The sequence below is a fragment of the Streptomyces sp. NPDC107500 genome (assembly GCF_055582785.1).
Window position 1 is genome coordinate 839,669 of the sequence record NZ_JBVJPF010000003.1, and the last position, 20,036, is coordinate 859,704.

Annotated in this window: 15 protein-coding genes; 9 read left to right on the top strand and 6 right to left on the bottom strand. The window is 73.3% G+C overall.

All coding sequences use genetic code 11. The features are described from left to right. Window positions 1-4: 4 nt before the first annotated feature. The 5 genes from ACZ67M_RS15500 to ACZ67M_RS15520 all read right to left on the bottom strand — a co-directional run bounded on the left by ACZ67M_RS15500 (window position 5) and on the right by ACZ67M_RS15520 (window position 7,209). Entirely contained in the window at window positions 5-1,120 is a 1,116-nt protein-coding gene (locus tag ACZ67M_RS15500; RefSeq protein ID WP_469851168.1) for a glycosyl hydrolase, read from the bottom strand. Continuing rightward, window positions 1,117-1,569: a hypothetical protein gene (locus tag ACZ67M_RS15505; protein WP_469851170.1), complete on the bottom strand. Its 453-nt coding sequence runs from the start codon at window positions 1,567-1,569 to the stop codon at window positions 1,117-1,119. Before ACZ67M_RS15505 ends, ACZ67M_RS15500 begins: the two co-directional genes overlap by 4 nt. Window positions 1,570-1,583: 14 nt before the next feature. Continuing rightward, window positions 1,584-3,509: a glycosyltransferase gene (locus ACZ67M_RS15510; protein ID WP_469851172.1), complete on the bottom strand. Its 1,926-nt coding sequence runs from the start codon at window positions 3,507-3,509 to the stop codon at window positions 1,584-1,586. A gap of 81 nt (window positions 3,510-3,590) precedes the next feature. Further along, window positions 3,591-6,032, bottom strand: a complete 2,442-nt coding sequence (locus ACZ67M_RS15515; protein WP_469851174.1) for a lipopolysaccharide biosynthesis protein — start codon at window positions 6,030-6,032, stop codon at window positions 3,591-3,593. Then, window positions 6,025-7,209 carry a DegT/DnrJ/EryC1/StrS family aminotransferase gene (locus ACZ67M_RS15520; protein WP_469851176.1) on the bottom strand — a complete coding sequence of 395 codons (1,185 nt, stop codon included), beginning with the start codon at window positions 7,207-7,209 and terminating at the stop codon, window positions 6,025-6,027. The genes ACZ67M_RS15515 and ACZ67M_RS15520 overlap by 8 nt, the downstream gene beginning before the upstream one ends. A gap of 496 nt (window positions 7,210-7,705) precedes the next feature. Between ACZ67M_RS15520 and fahA the strand changes: the two genes are divergently transcribed. From fahA to ACZ67M_RS15560, 8 genes are all read left to right on the top strand, one after another. After that, window positions 7,706-8,932, top strand: coding sequence for a fumarylacetoacetase (gene fahA, locus ACZ67M_RS15525; RefSeq protein ID WP_392234341.1), 1,227 nt, complete (start codon window positions 7,706-7,708; stop codon window positions 8,930-8,932). A 160-nt stretch (window positions 8,933-9,092) separates the two neighbouring features. Continuing rightward, window positions 9,093-10,031 (top strand): M56 family metallopeptidase, encoded by a 939-nt coding sequence (locus ACZ67M_RS15530; RefSeq protein ID WP_361353089.1) that lies wholly within the window; start codon window positions 9,093-9,095, stop codon window positions 10,029-10,031. Window positions 10,032-10,207: 176 nt separating this feature from the next. Then, a complete protein-coding gene (locus tag ACZ67M_RS15535) occupies window positions 10,208-10,996 on the top strand; it encodes a GntR family transcriptional regulator (RefSeq protein WP_469851178.1) in 789 nt (262 codons plus the stop codon). Between the two features lie 34 nt (window positions 10,997-11,030). Beyond that, window positions 11,031-11,258, top strand: a complete 228-nt coding sequence (locus tag ACZ67M_RS15540) for a 4Fe-4S dicluster domain-containing protein (RefSeq protein WP_030145386.1) — start codon at window positions 11,031-11,033, stop codon at window positions 11,256-11,258. Window positions 11,259-11,271: 13 nt separating this feature from the next. Further along, entirely contained in the window at window positions 11,272-12,639 is a 1,368-nt protein-coding gene (locus ACZ67M_RS15545) for an ABC transporter substrate-binding protein (protein ID WP_392234339.1), read from the top strand. Further along, window positions 12,636-13,520: an ABC transporter permease gene (locus tag ACZ67M_RS15550; RefSeq protein ID WP_392099027.1), complete on the top strand. Its 885-nt coding sequence runs from the start codon at window positions 12,636-12,638 to the stop codon at window positions 13,518-13,520. The genes ACZ67M_RS15545 and ACZ67M_RS15550 overlap by 4 nt, the downstream gene beginning before the upstream one ends. Beyond that, a complete protein-coding gene (locus tag ACZ67M_RS15555) occupies window positions 13,498-14,355 on the top strand; it encodes an ABC transporter ATP-binding protein (RefSeq protein ID WP_469851181.1) in 858 nt (285 codons plus the stop codon). Before ACZ67M_RS15550 ends, ACZ67M_RS15555 begins: the two co-directional genes overlap by 23 nt. Window positions 14,356-14,366: 11 nt before the next feature. After that, a complete protein-coding gene (locus ACZ67M_RS15560) occupies window positions 14,367-17,093 on the top strand; it encodes a fumarate reductase/succinate dehydrogenase flavoprotein subunit (protein WP_469851182.1) in 2,727 nt (908 codons plus the stop codon). Between the two features lie 76 nt (window positions 17,094-17,169). On the opposite strand, the gene recQ is transcribed toward ACZ67M_RS15560, so the two are convergent. Next, window positions 17,170-19,167, bottom strand: a complete 1,998-nt coding sequence (gene recQ, locus ACZ67M_RS15565; RefSeq protein ID WP_469851183.1) for a DNA helicase RecQ — start codon at window positions 19,165-19,167, stop codon at window positions 17,170-17,172. 242 nt (window positions 19,168-19,409) lie between these two features. Here recQ and ACZ67M_RS15570 point away from each other — a divergent pair, with 242 nt between their 5' ends. Further along, complete coding sequence (locus ACZ67M_RS15570; RefSeq protein WP_469851185.1) at window positions 19,410-20,009, top strand: Uma2 family endonuclease; 600 nt, start codon at window positions 19,410-19,412, stop codon at window positions 20,007-20,009. Window positions 20,010-20,036: the final 27 nt, after the last annotated feature.

The following is a 20,036-nucleotide window of genomic DNA, read 5'->3' on the forward strand; positions in this document are numbered from 1 at the left end:
GCGGTCAGCCGTGCGGCTGGTTGAGGTGCGGGTCGGCGGCCACCTCCCGCAGGCTGTCCCACGCCTGGTCGTTCGCCACGGCCAGGTCGCAGTGCGGTCCCGGGTCGCGGTAGTTCCACTGGAGGGCAGCCTTGACGCCCTCCAGGTCCTTGAGCACCCGGGGCACCTGCGCGTACCACTCCGCCTGCCGGTCCGGGCGCTTCGGGTCGGAGGCGCTGCCGAACTCCGAGAGCATCAGGGGCTTGTCGTCGGAGATGTGGGCGCGGATCCAGTCGTGGGTGGCGTACTGCGTCTGCGCGAAACTGAGCCAGCCGGTCTTGTGGCAGAGGTAGTAGTTGTACTGGTTGTAGCCGATCCAGTCGACGTAGTCGTCGCCGGGGTACATCCGCTCGAACAGGTCGCCGTGGTTCAGGTATCCGGTGATGATCCAGGTCCACACCACGTTGTCGACGCCCAGTTCGCGGAAGCGGTCGTGGATGTGGCGGTAGGCGCGGACGTAGTCGGCGGGGGTGCCGTTGTCCGGTGTGCGGGTGTCCATCTCCAGGTCGAAGGAGAGGAACACCTTCTTGCCCGTGCGCTGCCCGTACTCCTTGACGCGCCGCGCCTGTACGTCGATCACGGACTCGTCCAGGTCGCCGGCGGCGATCTGCTTCCAGGTGGGCTGCTGGTCCTTGGTGCCACCCCACCACTTGCTCTCCCAGGACAGCAGCAGCATGCGGTCCTCGCCGACGCGCTGTTCCTGCTCGGTGAGGAGCTGGCCCTCCAGCCGGGTATCCGTGACCGCGGACATGTCGTGGTACGTGTACACGATGTCGAGCCCACGGCCGACGTTCTTCTCGTACTCCCGTACCTTCGCGGCCAGGTCGGACTTGTCGTGCGGCACGAACGCGCCGAACCAGGCGCCGCAGGGCGGTTCGAGGAGGGCGGTGGGGCGGCATCCCGGGTCGGCGGGTCCCGAGGCGTCGCGCAGGGCGAGCACCGCGACCAGGACCGCGCAGGTGGCGGTGACGGAGGTGATCAGCAGGCGGCGCCTGCCGGGGCGCGCGGGGTGCGTTGGTCGGTGGTGCTGTCCGGTCGTCGAGTCCGCGGTGGTGCGGCGAGCGGGACGGGCGAACCTCACAGAGTGGAACCCTTCCGTGTCGGTGGTGCGGCGCCCGGCGCCGTCCTGGGCGCCGGCAGGGCACGCAGGCTCGGGCAGAAGGCGGCGAGGGTGGTCAGCAGGGTGAGCGCCAGCAGGACGCGGTCGCCGCTGAGGGTGTGCGTGGCGATCAGCGCCGTGGCGACGAGGATCGCGGCGCTGACGCTCAGCAGGACGGCCAGCACCAGCTGTTCCAGCAGGTCGGAGTGGCGCTCGAAGGCGTCGTCGCGGTGCTCGGCCGGGGCCTCGGCACGGCGGACCCGGAGCGCGGGCCCGCAGATTCTGACCAGGGCGGCGCCGGGACCGACGGCCAGGAAGACGGCGACGGCCGCGCCGCGCAGCGGGGAGCCGCCGGGCAGGGCGAGCGCGGCGAGCGCCAGCCAGCCCGCGAAGGGGGGCAGCATGCGGATCACGAGGTCCTGCGGTGTCATGGCGGGTGCCCTCCTCAGCTCGCCGGTTTCAGGACGTAGAGCACGCCCGCGCTGTTCCGCGCCACGCGCTCGAAGCGCGGCGAGTCCGCGACGGACTCCCTCACGCGTCTCAACTGGGCCGTGTTCAGCTGGCCGTTCATCTCGGAGTTGGCCACCTGCCCCTGGGTGAGCAGGAAGTAGGCGCGGGCCGGTGCTTCCACGCCGGCCATGTCGCGGGCGAGGACGGCCGCGGGGTCGCGCACGATGTCGTCGACGTGGGCCCGGGTGTCCTCGAGGAACCAGTAGTGGTCGACCCGCCAGTACTGCTCGTAGGCGAGCGGGTAGTTGCGGTTGGCGGCGACGACGAGGGAGTCGTCGGGTGCCTGGTCGAAGAGCTGCCGCACGAGCGCCACCTCGCCGGGCGGGAAGTAGTTGACGCGGTCCTTGCCCGAGTAGCTCGGTACGAAGGCGAGGGTCCCGGCGAGCAGCACGAGCGGTGAGAGCCAGGCCGCGTACCGCAGGGGCGGCAGCGAGGGCAGGGGGGACCGGCGGCGTTGGGCGCCGGCGGGGGCGGGCGGTTTCCCGCGCTCCGTCTCCCGCGCGTCGGTGATCGGCGCGGGGACCCTGGGCAGCAGCGCGGCGGCGGCGAAGAAGGCCGCGCCGGGCAGCATGAACATCAGCACCCGGAAGATCATCTCGCTGCCGTAACTGGACGCCACGAACATCGGCAGCGGGGCCGCCGCGACCAGCAGCAGCGGCAGCGCCCGCTGCCGCAGGGCCCTTTGGCGCAGTACGCCTGCCAGCGCCAGCAGCAGTACGGAACCCGAGAGCAGCCGGGCCGCCCAGGAGGTGGCGACCGCGCCGGTGCCGGTGGGGGTGGACCCGTACCCGGTCTCGACGTTGGCCCCGATGTCGCCGACGGAACGGATCATGTCCGGCATGGCCGCGGACAGGAAGGGCAGCGCGGCGGTGAGGCACCAGGCCAGGAAGATCACGACCGTGGTGACCAGCGGGACCCAGTCGCGATGGCGCCGGGTGAAAGCCAGCGCGAGGAGCGTGACGACGAGCATGCCGGGCGTCAGCTGGTGCGAGACGACGATGGCGATGACCAGCACGCTGAGCAGCACGGTCCACACCGCCTGCCGCTGCCGGCCGCCGGGACGGCCGTAGCGGCGCAGGACGACCGCGAGGACGCCCAGGTGCAGGGCGAAGGCGACGGACTGCGGCGAGAAGTAGTCCTGGCCCACCCAGTTGCCGACGCAGAACAGCCACATGGCGGTCCAGATCAGGCGCCGGTCCTCGGTGAAGGTCCGGTAGATCAGCAGCAGCGGCAGGAGCAGCAGCACGCTGGAGACCAGCGGCCACCACGCCATGTACATCGCCGCGTTGTCCACGCCGAGGAGCCGCACCAGCGCTGCCTGCGCCGCGAAGAAGCCGGGCCACTGGTCGTACACCGCCATGTCGCCGAGCCGGTCCGCGCTCTGGAGTCCGCCGGACGTCAGCAGGTGGTCGATGACCGCGTCGTGCTTCCACGCCCACGCGTACAGCGGGGTCGGGTAGAGCACGGCCTGGGTGGCCCGCTCGATCACCAGCAGGCCGAGGACGTAGGCCGCCGGCCAGCCGGCCCGGCGGCGCGGGTCGCGGACCGTGAACCAGAAGCCCGCGGTGAGCACGGCGAGGCCGGCCCAGAAGGTGGGGTGCAGCGCGCTGACGAGGCCGTAGTCGTCCAGGGCGGACACGTCGGTGTGCCGCACCGCGTAGACCCACAGCGCGAGCGCGGCGAGCAGCGGCACGGCGGGCCAGGCGGCCGCCACGCGCGCCCGCCGGACGGCGGGGGTGGGAGCGGACGGGCCCGGCCGGGCGGAGGCCTCGTGCGAACGCGTGGTGGCCGCCTCCTGCGAGGTGCGGGAGTCGTGCTCTGGCTGCTCCGGGTGTGCGGGGGTCTCCCCGGTCTCGGGCACGGGCTCTGGTGCGGATCTCTCCCGTGGAGTTGCTGGCGGACGCACGACGGTTCCCCCCTGGCGAATCGGCTCTGTGCTTGATCAGTCCCGGAACGTGTCTGTCGGTCTGGTGTGGCTGGTGTGGCTGATGTGGCTGGTGGTGTGTTCGGTGTGTCTTGTGTGGTGCGGTGTCTCGGCCGGGCGGCGCACCGACAGGAGCAGGGCCGCGAGGACGAGCAGCAGGAGGAGCGGCGGCGCCACCGGCGCGAGTTCCTGCCGCCAGAGCCAGCTCCCGACCGCGGCGAGGTAGAGGACACCCCAGCGCCCCTGCCAGGGCAGCCGGCCGCCCGCCTTGGTGAGCAGCGTCCACAGCGGTACGAGGCACAGCAGCTGGAGGGCGAGCGGTGCCCAGCGCAGCACCGGGTCCGGTCCGTCGAGGCCCAGCGCCTCCGCGAGGAATGCGGCGGCCCTCGCGTACAACTCCCCGTCCACCGCCTCCGGTTCCCGGCCGAGGGCGACGGGCGCCGCGTGCAGCGCGAGTACGGCGGAGCCCAGCGCGGCGCCGGGGAGCCACGGGTCGGGGCGTACGGACAGGGTCACCGCCGCGACGAACACCACGAGCAGCACGGCGCCCGCGAGCAGCGCCGGGAGGGGCAGCCCGCGCAGCAGCTCGCGGCCGGTGAGTTCGGCGCCGGTCCCGGGCGTGCCGTCCAGCCAGGGCAGTCCGCGCGACGCCACCCAGAAGACGACGGCGGCGGCGGCGCACAGCAGCCACAGGGCGGGCCTGAGGTAGCGCTCCGGGATCGGGCCCGGGTCGGCGTCGTGGGGGCCGGGGGCGCCGGCATTCGCGGCGTGGGCGCGGGCGTCCGGTTCGTGGACGTGCGGGTCCGGGTCGGGGACGCGTGGGTTTGGGTCGTGGACGTGCGGGTCCGGGTCGGGGACCTGGGCGTCCGGGTCGGGTTGGCGTGGCCGGCGGATCACCGCGAGGGTGTCCGCCTCCAGGGCCTCCCGTTCGTACCCGGGGCGCCCTATGAACAGGGCGACGGTGTCCTCCCCGGACGCGTCCTCGGACCGTCCGCCCTCGGACGCCGCCCGCCGGGCCCAGGTCGTGCCGTACCCGGCGGTGGGGTTCAGCCGGGCCGGGCCGTGGCCGTGGGAGGTCCCGGGCCGTGGCCTCGGCCGGAGCGGGCCGGTGTCCACGGTGGCACCCGGGTCGCCGGAACGACCGGCCCCGTCGATGCCCCGCAGGGCGGAGCGCAGGCCGGGTGCGCAGCCCAGGGCGACGACCGTCATGCTCACCAACACGGCCCAGCCGGCACCGGAGATCCCGGCCGGCGTGAACAGCATCGCCGCGCTGCCCAGGACGAGGACGCACATGGCGCCCTGCACCGCGGCGAGCACACCGGTGCGCCCCTGGACGCGGAGTACGCCGATGTACAGCTCGACCACGATCCTCGGCAGCGCACCGAGGGCGAGCAGCCGCAGCACCGTGGAGCCGTGCTCGGCGTAGTCCTCGTCGAAGGGGGCGAGGATCTGCGGGGCGAAGACGACCAGGAAGAGCACCACCGGCACCAGCAGCACCGTCATGCGGCGCAGCGCTCCCCGGATGCCGTCGGCGAGGCGGCGCGGGTCGTGCGAGGCGTGCGCGGTGAGCGAGGAGGCCATGTTGATGGCCATGAACTCCATCGTGCCGCCGACGGTGTAGGCCACGTAGAAGTAGCCGTTCTGCGCGGCGCTGAAGTTGACCGCGACCATCACCGGCAGCAGGTTGATCATCGCCAGGCTGAACAGCGCCCCCAGCGAGTCCCCGGCCAGGAAGCGGCCCATCTCGCGGGGCTCCGGCGGCTCCACGTCGCGGTCGGCCTCGGCCTGGCGCGGGATCAGCCTGCGGAAGATCAGCCAGCCAAGCGGCACGGTGGAGAAGGCGATGGCCACGGCCCAGGACACGAAGATGCCGAGCACCGGCAGCGAGGCGGCGAAGACGGCGAGCAGGACCAGCTTCCCGACCGAGAACACCGCGTTCCCCGCGGGCACCCACTCCGCCTTGCGCAAGCCGGTCAGCACGCCGTCCTGGAGGGTGAGCAGCGCCCACGCCACGCACGCCAGGACGAACAGGGTCCCCATCGCGGCGGTGCCCAGCGGGGCGTACGAGGCACCCCACAGGTCGAGGGTGAGCAGGAAGACCACGGCGGCCACGGCGACGACCACCGAACTCGCCGCGTACGCACGCCACACCAGCGGTCCGGTGGCGCGGCCGGCGCGCGGCACGAAGCGGACCACGGCGCCGATCATCGTCGTCGCCGTGATGCTGGCGAGCAGCCGCATGGCGGCGATGGCGGCGGAGCCCTGTCCGACGGCCTCCTCCGAGTAGTAGCGGGCGGCCACGAGCCAGAAGCCCAGGCCGAGCACGGCCGAGACGCCGGTGCTGAGCATCAGGAAGTAGGCGTTCTTGAAGAGCGAGTCGCCCCCGTGCCCGCTCTCGGGCAGCGCGGTGCCGCCGTCCGCCGGTTCGACGGCCGTCTCGTGCACCCGGGTCTCAGCCACCGGACGGAATCAACCCCTCCGGTGCCTTGGCCGGTCGTACGCCGGACTCCTCCAGCGCCGCGATCACGGCGCGGGCCCGCAGCGGTTCGACGGGCAGCGCGTGCCGCGCGAACCAGCGGGCCCCCTCGGGCGCGGGCGACGGGTCGGTGAAGGCGGCGCCCGCGTAGTCGTCGAGCGGCGGGTCGTACAGGTAGCCGACGATGATGCCGCGCCGGGCCAGCGCCCGGACCGCCGCGTCCCGGTCGGCCACGAGCAGCGGCACGCGGAACAGGGGCTGGGTGCTGCCGGGAGTCCGGCTGCGCGTTCCCTCCCACCCGGCAGGTCCCGCCCAGGGCGTCGACAGCAGCAGTTCCGTCCCCGCCCGGCAGTCCGCCAGGACCCGGTCCAGCCGGTCGAGCCCGCGCCCGATCCGGCCGAGCCGGAACCGGCCGCCGCGCAGCCGGTAGTCGTGCATGTCGACGCGGACCCAGGGGTCGTGGGCGTCGAGGCCGGGTGCCGAGGCGGCGGCGCGGGCCAGCTCCTGCGGACGCAGCGGCATCCGGATCTCCTCGCGCTCCATCCGCCCCAGCATCCGCAGCGTGGCCCAGGCGGCCCGGCGCAGCCCCAGCCCGCGCACGGCGGCCTCCGCGTACGGCCGTGCGGCGTAGGCGACTTCGGCCCGCGTACGGCGCGGCAGCAGCAGGTCTTCGCAGGTCTTCGCCAGCGTCTCCCGCAGTCCCGGGTCGGCGACCGCGAGGATCCCCCCGGCCTTGGCGCCGACGTGCTTGGACAGGCTGAAGACGGAGGCGTCGCCCCAGGCGCCGACCGGCCGGCCGCCCACCTCGCTGCCGATGGCGTGCGCCGCGTCCTCGAACAGCGGGATGCCCAGGGCGTCGCAGCGGGCGCGCAGCCGGGGCGCCTGGTCCGGGTTGCCGTACAGGTTGGTCGTCAGTACGGCGGACAGCGAGCCCCAGACGCCGTCGGGCACGGCGTCGACGTCGATGGACGCGTCCGACGGGTCCAGCGGCGCCTGAACGGGGCGCAGACCGGCCGCGAGCACGACGAAGAAGATGACGTCGTCGTTGACCGGCGACATCAGGACCCGGCCGCCGGGCGGGCACCAGTGACGCAGTGCCGCGTACAGCCCGAATCGGCATGACGGTACATACACGCATTCCCGGTCGAGCCGGCCGCGCATGGTCTCTTCCAGCCGTCTGCCCGGCCGTGAACCATCCCGCTCCGAACCCGGACCGGCCTCCCCAATGGCCATCCGTTCCCCCCAGATGTGCCGTCGGAGGCCCCCTCCCCGAGACCTCCCGGCACCCGCCCAGAGTCTCCCTGTTCGCACCGCTCCGTCAAGATTGCGTGTCGGCCTGTGGACAACTTCCCGCACACGAACGGACGCGGAGCGCCACATCCACAACCGTGCGCGCGGGCGTGCGCCGTCGGCGGAGCTCCCGTCCCACGGTCACTTCCTGCCTCTCGGGCACCGGCGCGCGGACGGGTCCGCGCACGTCGGCCCGCCTGCGCACGCCCTCTTCCCCCACATGGAGCCACCTCCCGCCGCACTGCCCAAGACGGCCGTGTCACCCGTAACGTGTGGCCAGTCCACGCACCACGCGGCGCACACCGGCCACGTGGCGCACACGGCGCGCACGGCGCACATGGCGAGCACGAAAGCGAGGCAGCACCCGATGCCCCCCTTCGATGTCCCCGAGGGCGACCCCTTCGGCCCGCACAACCTTCCGTACGGCGTGTTCTCGATCCCCGGCACGCGGGAGCGGACGGTGGGCGTCCGCCTCGGCGACCACGTCCTCGACGCCGGCGCGGCGGCCCACGCGCTCGGATCGCCGTACGCCTCCCTGCTCGCGCGGCCCACCCTCAACCCGCTGCTGGCCGCCGGCCGCACGGCCTGGTCCGACGTGCGGCGCGCGCTGACGGCGTGGGTGACGGTGCCCTCCCACCGCGAGACGCTGGAACCCCTCTTCCACCCGCTGTCGTCGGTGACCCTGCACCTGCCGTTCGAGGTCGCGGACTACGTCGACTTCTACGCGTCCGAGAACCACGCCCGCAACGTCGGCCAGATCTTCCGCCCCGACGCCGCCGACTCCCTCACCCCGAACTGGAAGCACCTCCCGATCGGCTACCACGGCCGCTCCGGCACGGTGTTCGTCTCGGGCACGGACGTCGTGCGCCCGTCCGGGCAGCGCAAGGCACCGGCCGACGCCGCGCCCGTCTTCGGCCCGTCCGTCCGCCTCGACATCGAGGCCGAGGTCGGGTTCGTGGTGGGGGTGCCGTCCGAACCGGGCAGCACGGTCGCGCTCGGCGACTTCCGCGAGCACGTCTTCGGGCTCTGCCTGCTCAACGACTGGTCCGCGCGGGACGTCCAGGCCTGGGAGTACGTCCCCCTCGGCCCGTTCCTCGGCAAGTCCTTCGCCACCTCGGTGTCGGCGTGGATCACGCCGCTGGACGCCCTGGAGGAGGCGCGGGTGGCGCCCCCCGCGCGCACGCACGAGCTGCTGCCCTACCTGGACGACACGGCGGACGACCACGCCGAGCCCGGCGGCTACGACCTGCGGATCACCGTCACGGTCAACGGTCACGTCATCTCCGAGCCGCCGTTCTCCACCATGTACTGGACGGCCGCCCAGCAGTTGGCCCACATGACCGTCAACGGCGCCTCACTGCGCACCGGCGACCTCTACGGCTCAGGCACGGTGAGCGGACCCGGCGAGCGGGAACGCGGGTCACTGCTGGAGCTGACCTGGAACGGCCGCGACGCGCTGGAACTCCCCGACGGCAAGCGGACGTTCCTGGAGGACGGGGACGTGGTGACCCTGTCGGCGTGGGCACCGGGTCCGGACGGGATCCGGGTGGGTCTGGGCGAGGTGACGGGGCGGGTGACCGGACGGGGGGAATGAGGCGGGACCGGGCGGCGGCGGAGCTTTCGGAACCGGTGCCCGCCGGCACCTGACCCACACCGTCCGACGGCGGCATACTGGCGTCGGACGGTGTGCGCGGGCACTCCGTCCGCACTGCCAGAGCCGCCCGTCCTCTCGACCAGGATCCGGAGCCAGTGGCATGACCGTCTGCCTGCTCCTGCTGTTCGCCGTCGCCGTGACCGCCGCGGTGCCGGTGCCGCGCGCGCTGACCCGGTCCGCGTGGCCGGAGCGGGACCCCGTGGTCGCGCTGTGGGTGTGGCAGTGCCTGGTCGCCACGGTCCTGCTGTGCTGTCTGACGGCCCTGGCCCTCGGTGCCACCGCCGTCTTCGGCACCGTCCGCGCCCAGCTCTTCGCACCGGCGCCGCCCGCGGTGACCGCCGCGTACAACCTCTCCGCCGGGCCGGCCTGGGCTGCCGCCCTCACCCTGCTGCTGGCCGCCGGCGCCGCCTGGACGACCGCGATGCTGGGCCGCGAACTCGTCGAGGCCCGCCGGCGGCGCGCCCGGTCCCGCGCGCACCTGCGCGAGCGCGCCCCCGACCTGCCCGCCGGCCTCCCCGCCGCCCGCGGGCCGCTGCTGGTCCTGGAGGACGAGTACCCGGACGCCTGGTGGCTGCCGGGCAGCCCGGCCCAGCTGATCGTCACCACGGGCGCCCTGCACCGCCTCACCGACCACCAGCTCGACGCCGTGCTCACCCACGAGCGCGGCCACGCCCGGGCCCGCCACGACTGGCTGCTGCACCTTTCCACCGCGCTGGCCACCGGCTTCCCGCGCGTCCCGCTCTTCGCCCACTTCTGCGACCAGACGCATCGCCTGGTCGAACTGTCCGCCGACGACACCGCCTCCCGTCGCTGCGGCCACCTGACCACGGCGCTGGCCCTGATCGAGCTGAACCAGCACCGCGGCGTCCTGTCCTGCGCCTCCAGCCACCGCCTCCTCGGCGAACGAGTCGACCGCCTCCTGGAGCCCCCGCCCCGCCTGACCCCGCGCCACCGCGCCCTGACCACGGCAACGGCCGCGCTGGTCCCCCTCGTCCCCCTCTTGATCACCTTCGCCCCGGGCTTGACGGCGCTCACGTAACTCCCCACGGCACCCACCCCCGGCCCACGACGGCGCCCGGCAACTCCGCGAACCGGCGGCAGAAGTCCCGCCTTCACTCCCAAAAACCCCAGCTCATCCCCCCACCCGGCGGAGACCCCGGTGGCGCAACAATCCAGCAACACCACCAACCCCACCGGATAGGTATGGTTCCAGCCATGCCGCCCACCGACCGCATCCGCGACCACGCCGGCCAGGGCGCGACCACCGTCGCCGCCCACCGCGCGCGCCGCCGGTTGCGCGCCGACCGGGCCCGTCAGCTCGCCGACCTGCTCCGCCGCCAACTCCTGGACGACGCCTTCCCCGACGGCACACTCCCCCACGAGGACGCCCTCGCCGTCGACTACGGCGCCACCCGCAACACCGTCCGCCAGGCCCTCGACCTGCTGCGCGCCGAGGGCCTCGTGGCCCGCCGGCCCGGCATCGGCACCGTGGTCGTGGCCCGCAAGTACGCCCACGGGCTCGACCGGCTGATGGGCCTCGCGGAGACCCTGCACGAACAGGGCCGCGTCACCAACGAGGTCCGCACCACGGTCCCCGTACCGGCCCCCGCCCCGGTCGCCGAACGCCTCCGCGTACCGCCCAACGCCGACGTCCTCTACATCGAGCGTCTGCGCCGCCTGGGCGGCGTCCCCCTCTCCCTCGACCTCACCTACCTGCCCCTCGACATCGGCACCGCCCTGCTCGGCGCCGACCTGGAGAACACCGACGTCTTCCGCCTCCTGGAATCCGTCACCGGCCGGCCGCTCGGCCACGCCGACATCACCTTGGAGGCGGTGACCGCGGACGCGCACACCGCCGCCGTGCTGGAGGCGCCGCGCGGCACCGCCGTCCTCATGCTGGAACGGCTCACCCACCTCGCCGACGGCCGCCCCGTGGACCTGGAGTTCGTCCGCTTCCGCGGCGACCGCATCGCGATGAGCGGCCTGCTGCACCGGTCCCTCTGAACACCCCTTTCGCGCACCCTCCCTGGAGACAGCCATGCCCTTGGCGCCCCAGCGGGCCGACGTGCCCGTGACCATCGACGAGTCGAAGTGCATCGAAGGCTGCACCCTCTGCGTGGACATGTGCCCGCTGGACTCCCTCGCCATCGACGAGCGCAACGGCAAGGCCTACATGCACGTCGACGAGTGCTGGTACTGCGGCCCGTGCGCCGCCCGCTGCCCCACCGGGGCGGTCACGGTCAACATGCCCTACCTGCTCCGGTGAGAGGCCGACTCCCATGAAACCGAAACGCACCGCGCTCCCCGCCACCGCGTCCGCGGCCGCCGTGACCCTGCTCCTCTCCCTCACCGCCTGCGGCGGCGACGCGTCGGCCGGCGGGGACGGCTCCACGGTCACCGTGACCGTCGGCTACCAGTCCCGGACGATCAACACGGTCACCGCCGGCACCCTGCTCCGCTCCCTCGGCCACTTCGAGCGGCAGCTCAACGCCCTCGGCGACGGCGTCACCTACAAGGTGGACTGGCAGGACTACGCCACCGGCGCCCCCATCACCGCCCAGATGACCGCCGGGAAGATCGACATAGGTTCGATGGGCGACTTCCCGCTGCTCATCAACGCGGCCCGCGGCAAGCAGCTCGGCAAGCCGACCCGCCTGGTCTCGGTCACCGGCTACAACCTCCGCGGCGGCCTCAACACCATCGTGACCGCGCCCGGTTCCTCGCTCACCTCCCTGAAGGACCTCAAGGGCAAGAAGGTCTCGACGAGCGTCGGATCGGCCGCCGACGGCACGCTCGTACGAGCCCTGCAACGCGCCGGCCTCGACCCCGCCGAGGACATCGAGAAACTCAACCAGCAGCCCGCGGTGGGCGCCTCCGCCCTCTCCTCGGGCAGCGCGGACGCCCTGTCCCAGTTCGTCGCGTGGCCCGGCCTGCTCGCCCACCAGGGCAAGGCGAAGGCCCTGTACGACGGCGCGCGGCTCGACCTGCCCACCTTCCACGGCGTCACCGCCCGCGAGGACTTCGCGAAGGAGCGCCCCGCCGTACTGGAGGCGTTCCTGAGGGCCCAGGCGCAGGCGACCGACTATCTCGACGCCCACCCGGTGGCCGCCGCCGAGAAGGTCGCGAAGGCCACCGGCCTGCCCGCCGAGGCCGTCTACCTCTACAACGGCGCCCAGGGCATCGCCACCTTCGACCCGGCGATCAAGCCCCAGCTCGTCGCGGCCCTCAAGAAGGACGTGTCGATCCTCCGGAAGGCGAAGCTCACCGGCGACGTGGACGTGGACGCCTTCGTGGACGACCGGTACGTCAAGAAGGCACTCGGTCCGGCCGCGTACGCCGAGCGGCTCGCCGCCGGGCCGCCGGAGCCGGCCGGGGAGGTCTGGCCGAAGGGAGCGAGCAAGACCCTCTCCTTCACCTCCCCCGGCGCCCTGCTGAAGCACGTGGCCGCCCACCGCGACGAGGTGCGCGCCGCCTACGTCCCCGACGCCACCACCGGCACCCTCTGGTTCGCCGACAAGGCGGTGTGGGTGGCCGACGGCTCCGGACTGCTGCCCTTCCTCGCCCCGGAGACCGCGCGGGAGTACGTCGCCGACCACGGCGGAGCCCGCGTCGTCACGTACGCCGAGGCGCTGGAGCGGGCGTCGTGATCCGGTACGCGCTGCGCGCCGTCTCGCTCGCCGCCGCCCTCGGTCTCTGGCAGCTGCTGACCAGCCGGGACGTCGACCTGTGGCTGCGCTTCTCGCAGTTCCCCACCGTCACCGACGTGGCCCACGCCTTCGCGGACCGGCTGGCGGGACCCGACTACTGGACGGACCTCACCGACAGCCTCACCCGCATCCTCACCGGCTTCCTGCTCGCCGCCGTCCTGGGCGTGGCGACCGGTGTGCTCGTGGCGCGCTCGCGGCCGGCCGAGGACCTGCTCGGCCCGGTGCTGGAGGTGATCCGCCCCGTCCCCGCGATCGCCCTCGTCCCCGTGGCGATCCTCCTCTTCCCCTCCAACGAGCAGGGCATCGTCTTCATCACCTGCACCGCCGCCTTCTTCCCGGTGCTGGTCTCCACCCGGCACGCGGTCCGCGCGCTCTCCCCGACGTGGGAGGAGGCGGTCCGCACCATGGGCGGCGGCCGGTGGCGGGTGCTCGCCTCGGTGGTCCTGCCGGGCGCCCTGCCCGGCGTGTTCGGCGGTCTGTCGGTCGGCATCGGCGTCTCGTGGATCTGCGTGATCTCCGCCGAGATGATCTCCGGCCAGTACGGCGTCGGCTACCGCACCTGGCAGGACTACACCGTCGTCGACTACCCGGGCGTCTTCGTCGGCATGGTCACCATCGGCGTACTCGGCTGGCTGACCTCCACCGCCGTCGAACTGCTGGGCCGCCGCCTGACCCACTGGCTGCCCCGCACGGCGTACGTCCCCGCCGCCCGGCCGAGGCCCGTACGGCGGGCCGGCGCGGCATCCTCGTCCGCGGACGCCGCCGTGCCCACGAGCACCGAACCCGAGGAGGCACGCGATGAGCACCTCGTCCGAGACTGAGGCCGGGACCGACACCGGGGCCGGGACGGCGACCGGAACCGGTACCGCGACCGGCACGAAGAACGCCACCGGTGCGAACACGGCCACCGGCACCCGATCCCCGCGCGGCACCCGGCTCACCCTCCGCGACGCCGTCCTCGGCCGCCCCGGCGCCACCGCGCTGACCGGCGTGGACGTCGACGTCTCCCCCGGCGAGATCCTCACCGTCGTCGGCCCCTCCGGCTGCGGCAAGTCGACCCTGCTGCGCACCCTGGCCGGGCTGCTGCCCCCACTGGCCGGGACGGCGGAACAGGACGGGCACCTGATCACCGGCCCGGGAGCGGACCGCGCGCTGGTCTTCCAGGAGGACGCCCTCCTGCCCTGGCGCACCCTGCGCGCCAACGTCGAACTCCCCCTCGCCATCCAGGGCCTGTCCCGCGCCGGACGCCGGGACCAGGCGGCGTCCTGGCTGGACCGCGTGGGACTCACCGCGCAGGCACGGCAGTTGCCGCACCGCGTCTCCGGGGGGCAGCGCCAGCGCGCCCAGCTGGCCCGCGCGCTCGCCGGGCACCCCCGCGCCGTCCTGATGGACGAACCCTTCGGCGCCCTCGACGCCCAGACCCGTGCCGGCATGCAGGACCTGCTGGTGGAGGTGTTGCGCGGCACCGGCGCCACCGTCGTCTTCGTCACCCACGACGTGGACGAGGCCCTGTTCCTCGGCGACCGGGTGGCCCTGCTCGGGGCCGGCCGCCTCACCGCCGTCCGCGACGTGCCCCGGCCCCGGGAGCGTGCCGCGCACGACGATCCGGCACGGGTGGCGCTGCGGCGCGACGTACTGACATCCCTCGGCACCTGAAAGGCCCTCTGGTGGAGATCCCCGCGCTCACCGACGCCGAAGAACTCACCTGCGACGTCCTCGTCATCGGTGGCGGCACCGCCGGCACGATGGCCGCGCTGACCGCGGCCGAGCACGGCGCGGACGTCCTGCTCCTGGAGAAGGCCCACGTCCGGCACTCCGGCGCCCTCGCCATGGGCATGGACGGCGTCAACAACGCCGTCGTCCCCGGCCGTGCCGAACCCGACGACTACGTCGCCGAGATCACCCGCGCCAACGACGGCATCGTCGACCAGTCCACCGTCCGCCAGACCGCCACCCGCGGCTTCGCCATGGTCCAGCGGCTGGAGTCGTACGGGGTGAAGTTCGAGAAGGACGAGCACGGCGACTACGCGGTCCGGCAGGTGCACCGCTCCGGCTCCTACGTGCTCCCGATGCCGGAGGGCAAGGACGTCAAGAAGGTCCTGTACCGGCAGTTGCGGCGGCGCGAGATGCGCGAGCGGATCCGCATCGAGAACCGCGTGATGCCGGTGCGGGTCCTGACGGCGGAGGGCCGGGCGGTGGGCGCGGCCGGGTTCAACACCCGCACGGGCGGGTTCGTGACCGTCCGCGCGGGCGCCGTGATCCTGGCGACCGGAGCCGCCGGACGGCTCGGCCTGCCCGCGTCCGGCTACCTCTACGGCACCTACGAGAACCCCACCAACGCCGGTGACGGCTACGCCATGGCCTACCACGCGGGCGCCGAACTGACCGGCATCGAGTGCTTCCAGATCAACCCGCTGATCAAGGACTACAACGGCCCCGCCTGCGCCTACGTCGCCAACCCCTTCGGCGGCTACCAGGTCAACCGGCACGGCGAGCGCTTCGTCGACTCCGACTACTGGTCGGGCCAGATGATGGCCGAGTTCGCCGCGGAGGTGGCCGGCGACCGGGGGCCGGTGTACCTGAAGCTCAGCCATCTCCCGGAGGAGTCCGTCTCCGCGCTGGAGTCGATCCTGCACTCGACCGAGCGCCCGACGCGCGGCACCTTCCACGCGGGCCGCGGGCACGACTACCGCACCCACGACGTCGAGATGCACATCTCCGAGATCGGCCTGTGCGGCGGCCACTCCGCCTCGGGGGTACGAGTGGACGACCACGCCCGCACCACGGTCCCGCGCCTCTACGCCGCCGGCGACCTGGCCTGCGTGCCGCACAACTACATGATCGGCGCGTTCGTCTTCGGCGACCTGGCGGGTGCGGACGCGTCGCGACACACGGCGTACTCGGGCGAACTGCCGTCCGACCAGCTGCGTGAGGCGCACGAACTGGTCTACCGCCCGCTGCGCAACCCCGACGGCCCGCCGCAGCCCCAGGTCGAGTACAAGCTGCGCCGCTTCGTCAACGACTACGTGGCCCCGCCGAAGTCCGGCGCCCGGCTGTCGCTCGCCCTGGAGTCCTTCGAGCGGATGCGGGCGGACATCGCGTCGATGGGCGCGCGTACCCCGCACGAGCTGATGCGCTGCGCCGAGGTCTCCTTCATCCGCGACTGCGCGGAGATGGCCGCCCGGGCCTCGCTGGCCCGCACCGAGTCCCGCTGGGGTCTCTACCACGAGCGCGTCGACATCCCGGAGCGCGACGACGACGCCTGGTTCCACCATCTCGATCTGCACAAGTCCCCCTCCGGCGCGATGGAGTTCACGGTCCGTCCCGTGGCTCCGTATCTGGTGCCGATCGACGAGTTCACGCCGGTCGGCGGTGTCTCCCAACACCTCGGCGAGGTGCACCCGGAGCAGGTGGCGACGGCCGGCCCGCGCGACGCGGCGCCCCGCGCCGCGGGGACGCCGCCCACGGGCCCCGGCGAGGAGCGCGGCGGCTCCGCCGGGCCCACCGCGACGACCTCCCCCCGCCTCCTCGAACTGCTCGCCCTCGCCGACGACGAACCCGAACTGCCCGCCCTCCGCCCCTACCTGTCCGATCCCGAACCCGCGGTACGGCGCACGGCGGTCACCGTGCTCACCGAGACCACCCCCGTCGGCACCGGCCCCGCCCTGGCCGCCGCCCTGGCCGACGCGGACGCCGAGGTGCGCGCCGCCGCCGCGGCCTCGCTGCGCGAACTGGCCGACACGCTGGCGCCCGAACCGGCCCTGGGCGAACCCCTGGTGCGGGCGCTGGCCGAGGTCGACCCGGTGGTCCGCGCCACCGCCCTCGACCTGCTGCGCATTCTGCGGCTGGGCGAGACCGGCACCTTCACCGCGTACCTCGGCGACCCGGACCCCTCGGTGCGCATCGAGGCGGTACGCGGGCTGGTGTCCCTGGACGCGGCGGAGTCGCTCTCCCCGGCGGCGGAGGACCCGTCCCGCGAGGTCCGGGTCACCGTCGCCAAGGCGCTGGGGACGCTGCGGGCGCCCACCGGTGCCGGCGGTGCGCTCGACCGGCTCACCGAGGACCCCGACGCCCTGGTCCGCGGCGCGGCCTTCGCGGCCCTGGCCCGGACTGGCTGCCCGGCGCCGCTCGCGGAACGGGCGGTCGCCGCGCTGTCCGATCCCGCCTGGCAGGTCCGGGCCGGAGCGGCCGGCGCTCTTTCCGCGGCGGTCCCGGGCAGCGCGGTCCCCGTCCTCGCCAAGGCCCTCGCCGATCCGAACGCCGACGTGCGCAAGGCCGCGGTCCTGGCCCTGACCCGGCACGCGGACGGCACGCCGGACGCCAGGGCGGCCCTCGCCACGGCGACCACCGACAGCGACGCCGACGTCAGGGCGTACGCGGCCCGGGCCCTGTGACGCCGAGAACCGGCCGGGACGTCCGGCGCCCGGCCGCGTCCCCTACAGCCAGGTCCGGCCCTCTATATCCACTCCTCTATATCCAGTCCTCGGGCTCCGGCTCGGGCTCGGTGTCGGGCCACTCGTCCGGGCCGGGCCCGGTGTCGCCGCCGGAGGGGGGAGCCGCCTGCGCCGCCCCCGCGAGTCCCGCGAGCACGGCGATCACTCCCTCCCCGTAGGTCGCGAGCTTCTTCTCACCGACGCCGCTGATGCCGCCGAGCTGCCCGACGGAGGTGGGCCATACCGTGGCGATCTCCCTGAGCGTGGCGTCGTGGAAGATCACGTAGGCCGGGACGCCCTGTTCGCGGGCCTGCTCCGCCCGCCAGGCGCGCAGCGCCTCAAACGCCGGCTGGAGCTCCTCGGACAGCTCGGCCGCGGCGGCCTTGGCCTTGCGCTCGCCGCGGGAGGCCGTCCCGCGTGCCGCCGCCGGCTTCTTGGGCTCCTTGCGCAGCGGCACCTCGCGCTCCCGCCGCAGCACCGCCCCGCTGTCGTCGGTCAGCACCAGCGTGCCGTACTCCCCCTCGACCGCGAGCAGTCCCTGGGCGAGGAGCTGCCGGGCGACACCGCGCCACTCGCTCTCCGCGAGATCCTCGCCGATGCCGAACACCGAGAGCTGGTCGTGGTCGAACTGGATCACCTTGGCGGTGCGCTTGCCCAGCAGGATGTCGATGATCTGCCCGGCGCCGAACTTCTGCCCGCGCTCCCGCTTCAGCCGCACCACCGTGGACAGCACCTTCTGCGCCGCCACCGTGCCGTCCCAGGTCTCCGGAGGGGAGAGGCAGGTGTCGCAGTTGCCGCACCCGGACGGGTCCGGATCCTGGCCGAAGTAGGCGAGAAGCTGGCCGCGGCGGCAGCGGACCGTCTCGCACAGCGCCAGCATGGAGTCCAGGTGGGACTGGGCCCGACGGCGGAAGGCCTCGTCGCCCTCGCCGGACTGGATCAGCTTGCGCTGCTGTATGACGTCGTTGAGTCCGTACGCCATCCACGCGGTCGACGGCAGTCCGTCGCGGCCGGCGCGGCCGGTCTCCTGGTAGTAGCCCTCGACCGACTTGGGCAGGTCCAGGTGGGCGACGAACCGCACGTCCGGCTTGTCGATGCCCATGCCGAAGGCGATGGTGGCCACGACCACCAGGCCCTCCTCCCGCAGGAACCGGGACTGGTGCGCCGCGCGGGTGCCCGCGTCCAGGCCCGCGTGGTACGGCACCGCCTCCACGCCGTTGCGGGACAGGAACTCCGCGGTCTTCTCGACGGAGTTGCGCGAGAGGCAGTACACGATGCCCGCGTCGCCCGGGTGCTCCTCGCGCAGGAAGCTCAGCAACTGCTTCTTGGGGTCCGTCTTCGGCACGATCCGGTACTGGATGTTGGGCCGGTCGAAGCTGGCCACGAAGTGCCGCGCCGTCGGCATGTTCAGCCGCTCGGTCAGCTCGCGGTGGGTCGCGTGCGTGGCCGTCGCCGTCAGCGCGAGACGGGGGACGTCCGGCCAGCGCTCGCCGAGCAGCGACAGGGCGAGGTAGTCGGGCCGGAAGTCGTGGCCCCACTGCGAGACGCAGTGGGCCTCGTCGATGGCGAAGAGCGAGATCTTGCCGCGGGAGAGCAGATCGAGGGTGCCCTCCAGGCGCAGCCGCTCGGGCGCCAGGTAGAGCAGGTCCAGCTCGCCGGCGAGGAACTCGGCCTCCACCATGCGGCGCTCGTCGAAGTCCTGCGTGGAGTTCATGAAGCCGGCCCGCACGCCGAGCGCCCGCAGCGCGTCCACCTGGTCCTGCATCAGCGCGATGAGCGGCGAGACCACGACGCCGGTGCCGGGCCTGACCAGGGCCGGAATCTGGTAGCACAGCGACTTTCCGGCGCCGGTCGGCATGAGCACGACGGCGTCGCCGCCCGCGACCACGTGGTCGACGACCTCTTGCTGCTCACCGCGGAAGGCCTCGTACCCGAAGACCCGGTGCAACGTGGCCAGCGCCTCGCTGCCCCCGTCGTCCACGCGCCTCGCCTCTGCCGCCTCTGCCATCTCGCCGATCACACCCGTCCCGCCCATCGTCCCGTCCCCCGTACGTCTTGCCTCGCCCGTCTGGTCTGCCTGGTCCGCCCTGCCCCGACCACTGCCTCAACGATAGGGGGCGGCGCCGACAGCCCTGGAGTTATCCACAGGCTCGCCCGCCGTCACGACCGTCATCGGCGTCAAGGACACGACAGTCGTTCACACGTTCGCGGGAGACTCGTCCGTTTCCGGCCGATAGTCTGATTGCACCCGCGAGACTCCGTCCCATGGGAGCACTGATGAGCGTCGCACCGAAGGCGTCCACACCCGCTTGGCCGATGCCGCCGGAGGGCGGCTGGACCGCAGACGATCTGGACCGGCTTCCGAACCTGCCTCCGCACACGGAGCTGATCGACGGGAGCCTCGTCTTCGTGAGTCCGCAGACCACTTTCCACTCACGCGCTGTGAGCTTCTTCGAATGGCAGCTTCATTCGCTTGCACCGGCTGAGTTCGAAGTCATCCGCGAGGTCACCGTCGACATCGACAGGCAGAACCGGCCTGAGCCGGACGTGATCGTCGTCCGAGCAGACGTGGTCGAGGACCCAGAGCGGACCCGCTACCCCGCCGAGGCCGTCACCCTGGCCGTCGAGGTCGTGTCCGCCGAGTCCGTCTCCCGCGACCGCGAGACCAAGCCCTTCAAGTACGCGCGCGCCGGCATCGCCCACTACTGGCGGGTAGAGCACGAGAAGGGGCTCGCCGTCGTCCACGCCTTCGAGCTGGAGCCCACCACCGGCGCCTACACCAGCGTCGGCATCTTCCGTGAGCGCATGAAGCTGAGCGCCCCGTTCCCGATGGACCTGGACCTCACCGCCATCAAGGCACGCCGCGGCGGCGAGTAGCCCCGCACGCACGACGGCGGCCCGGTA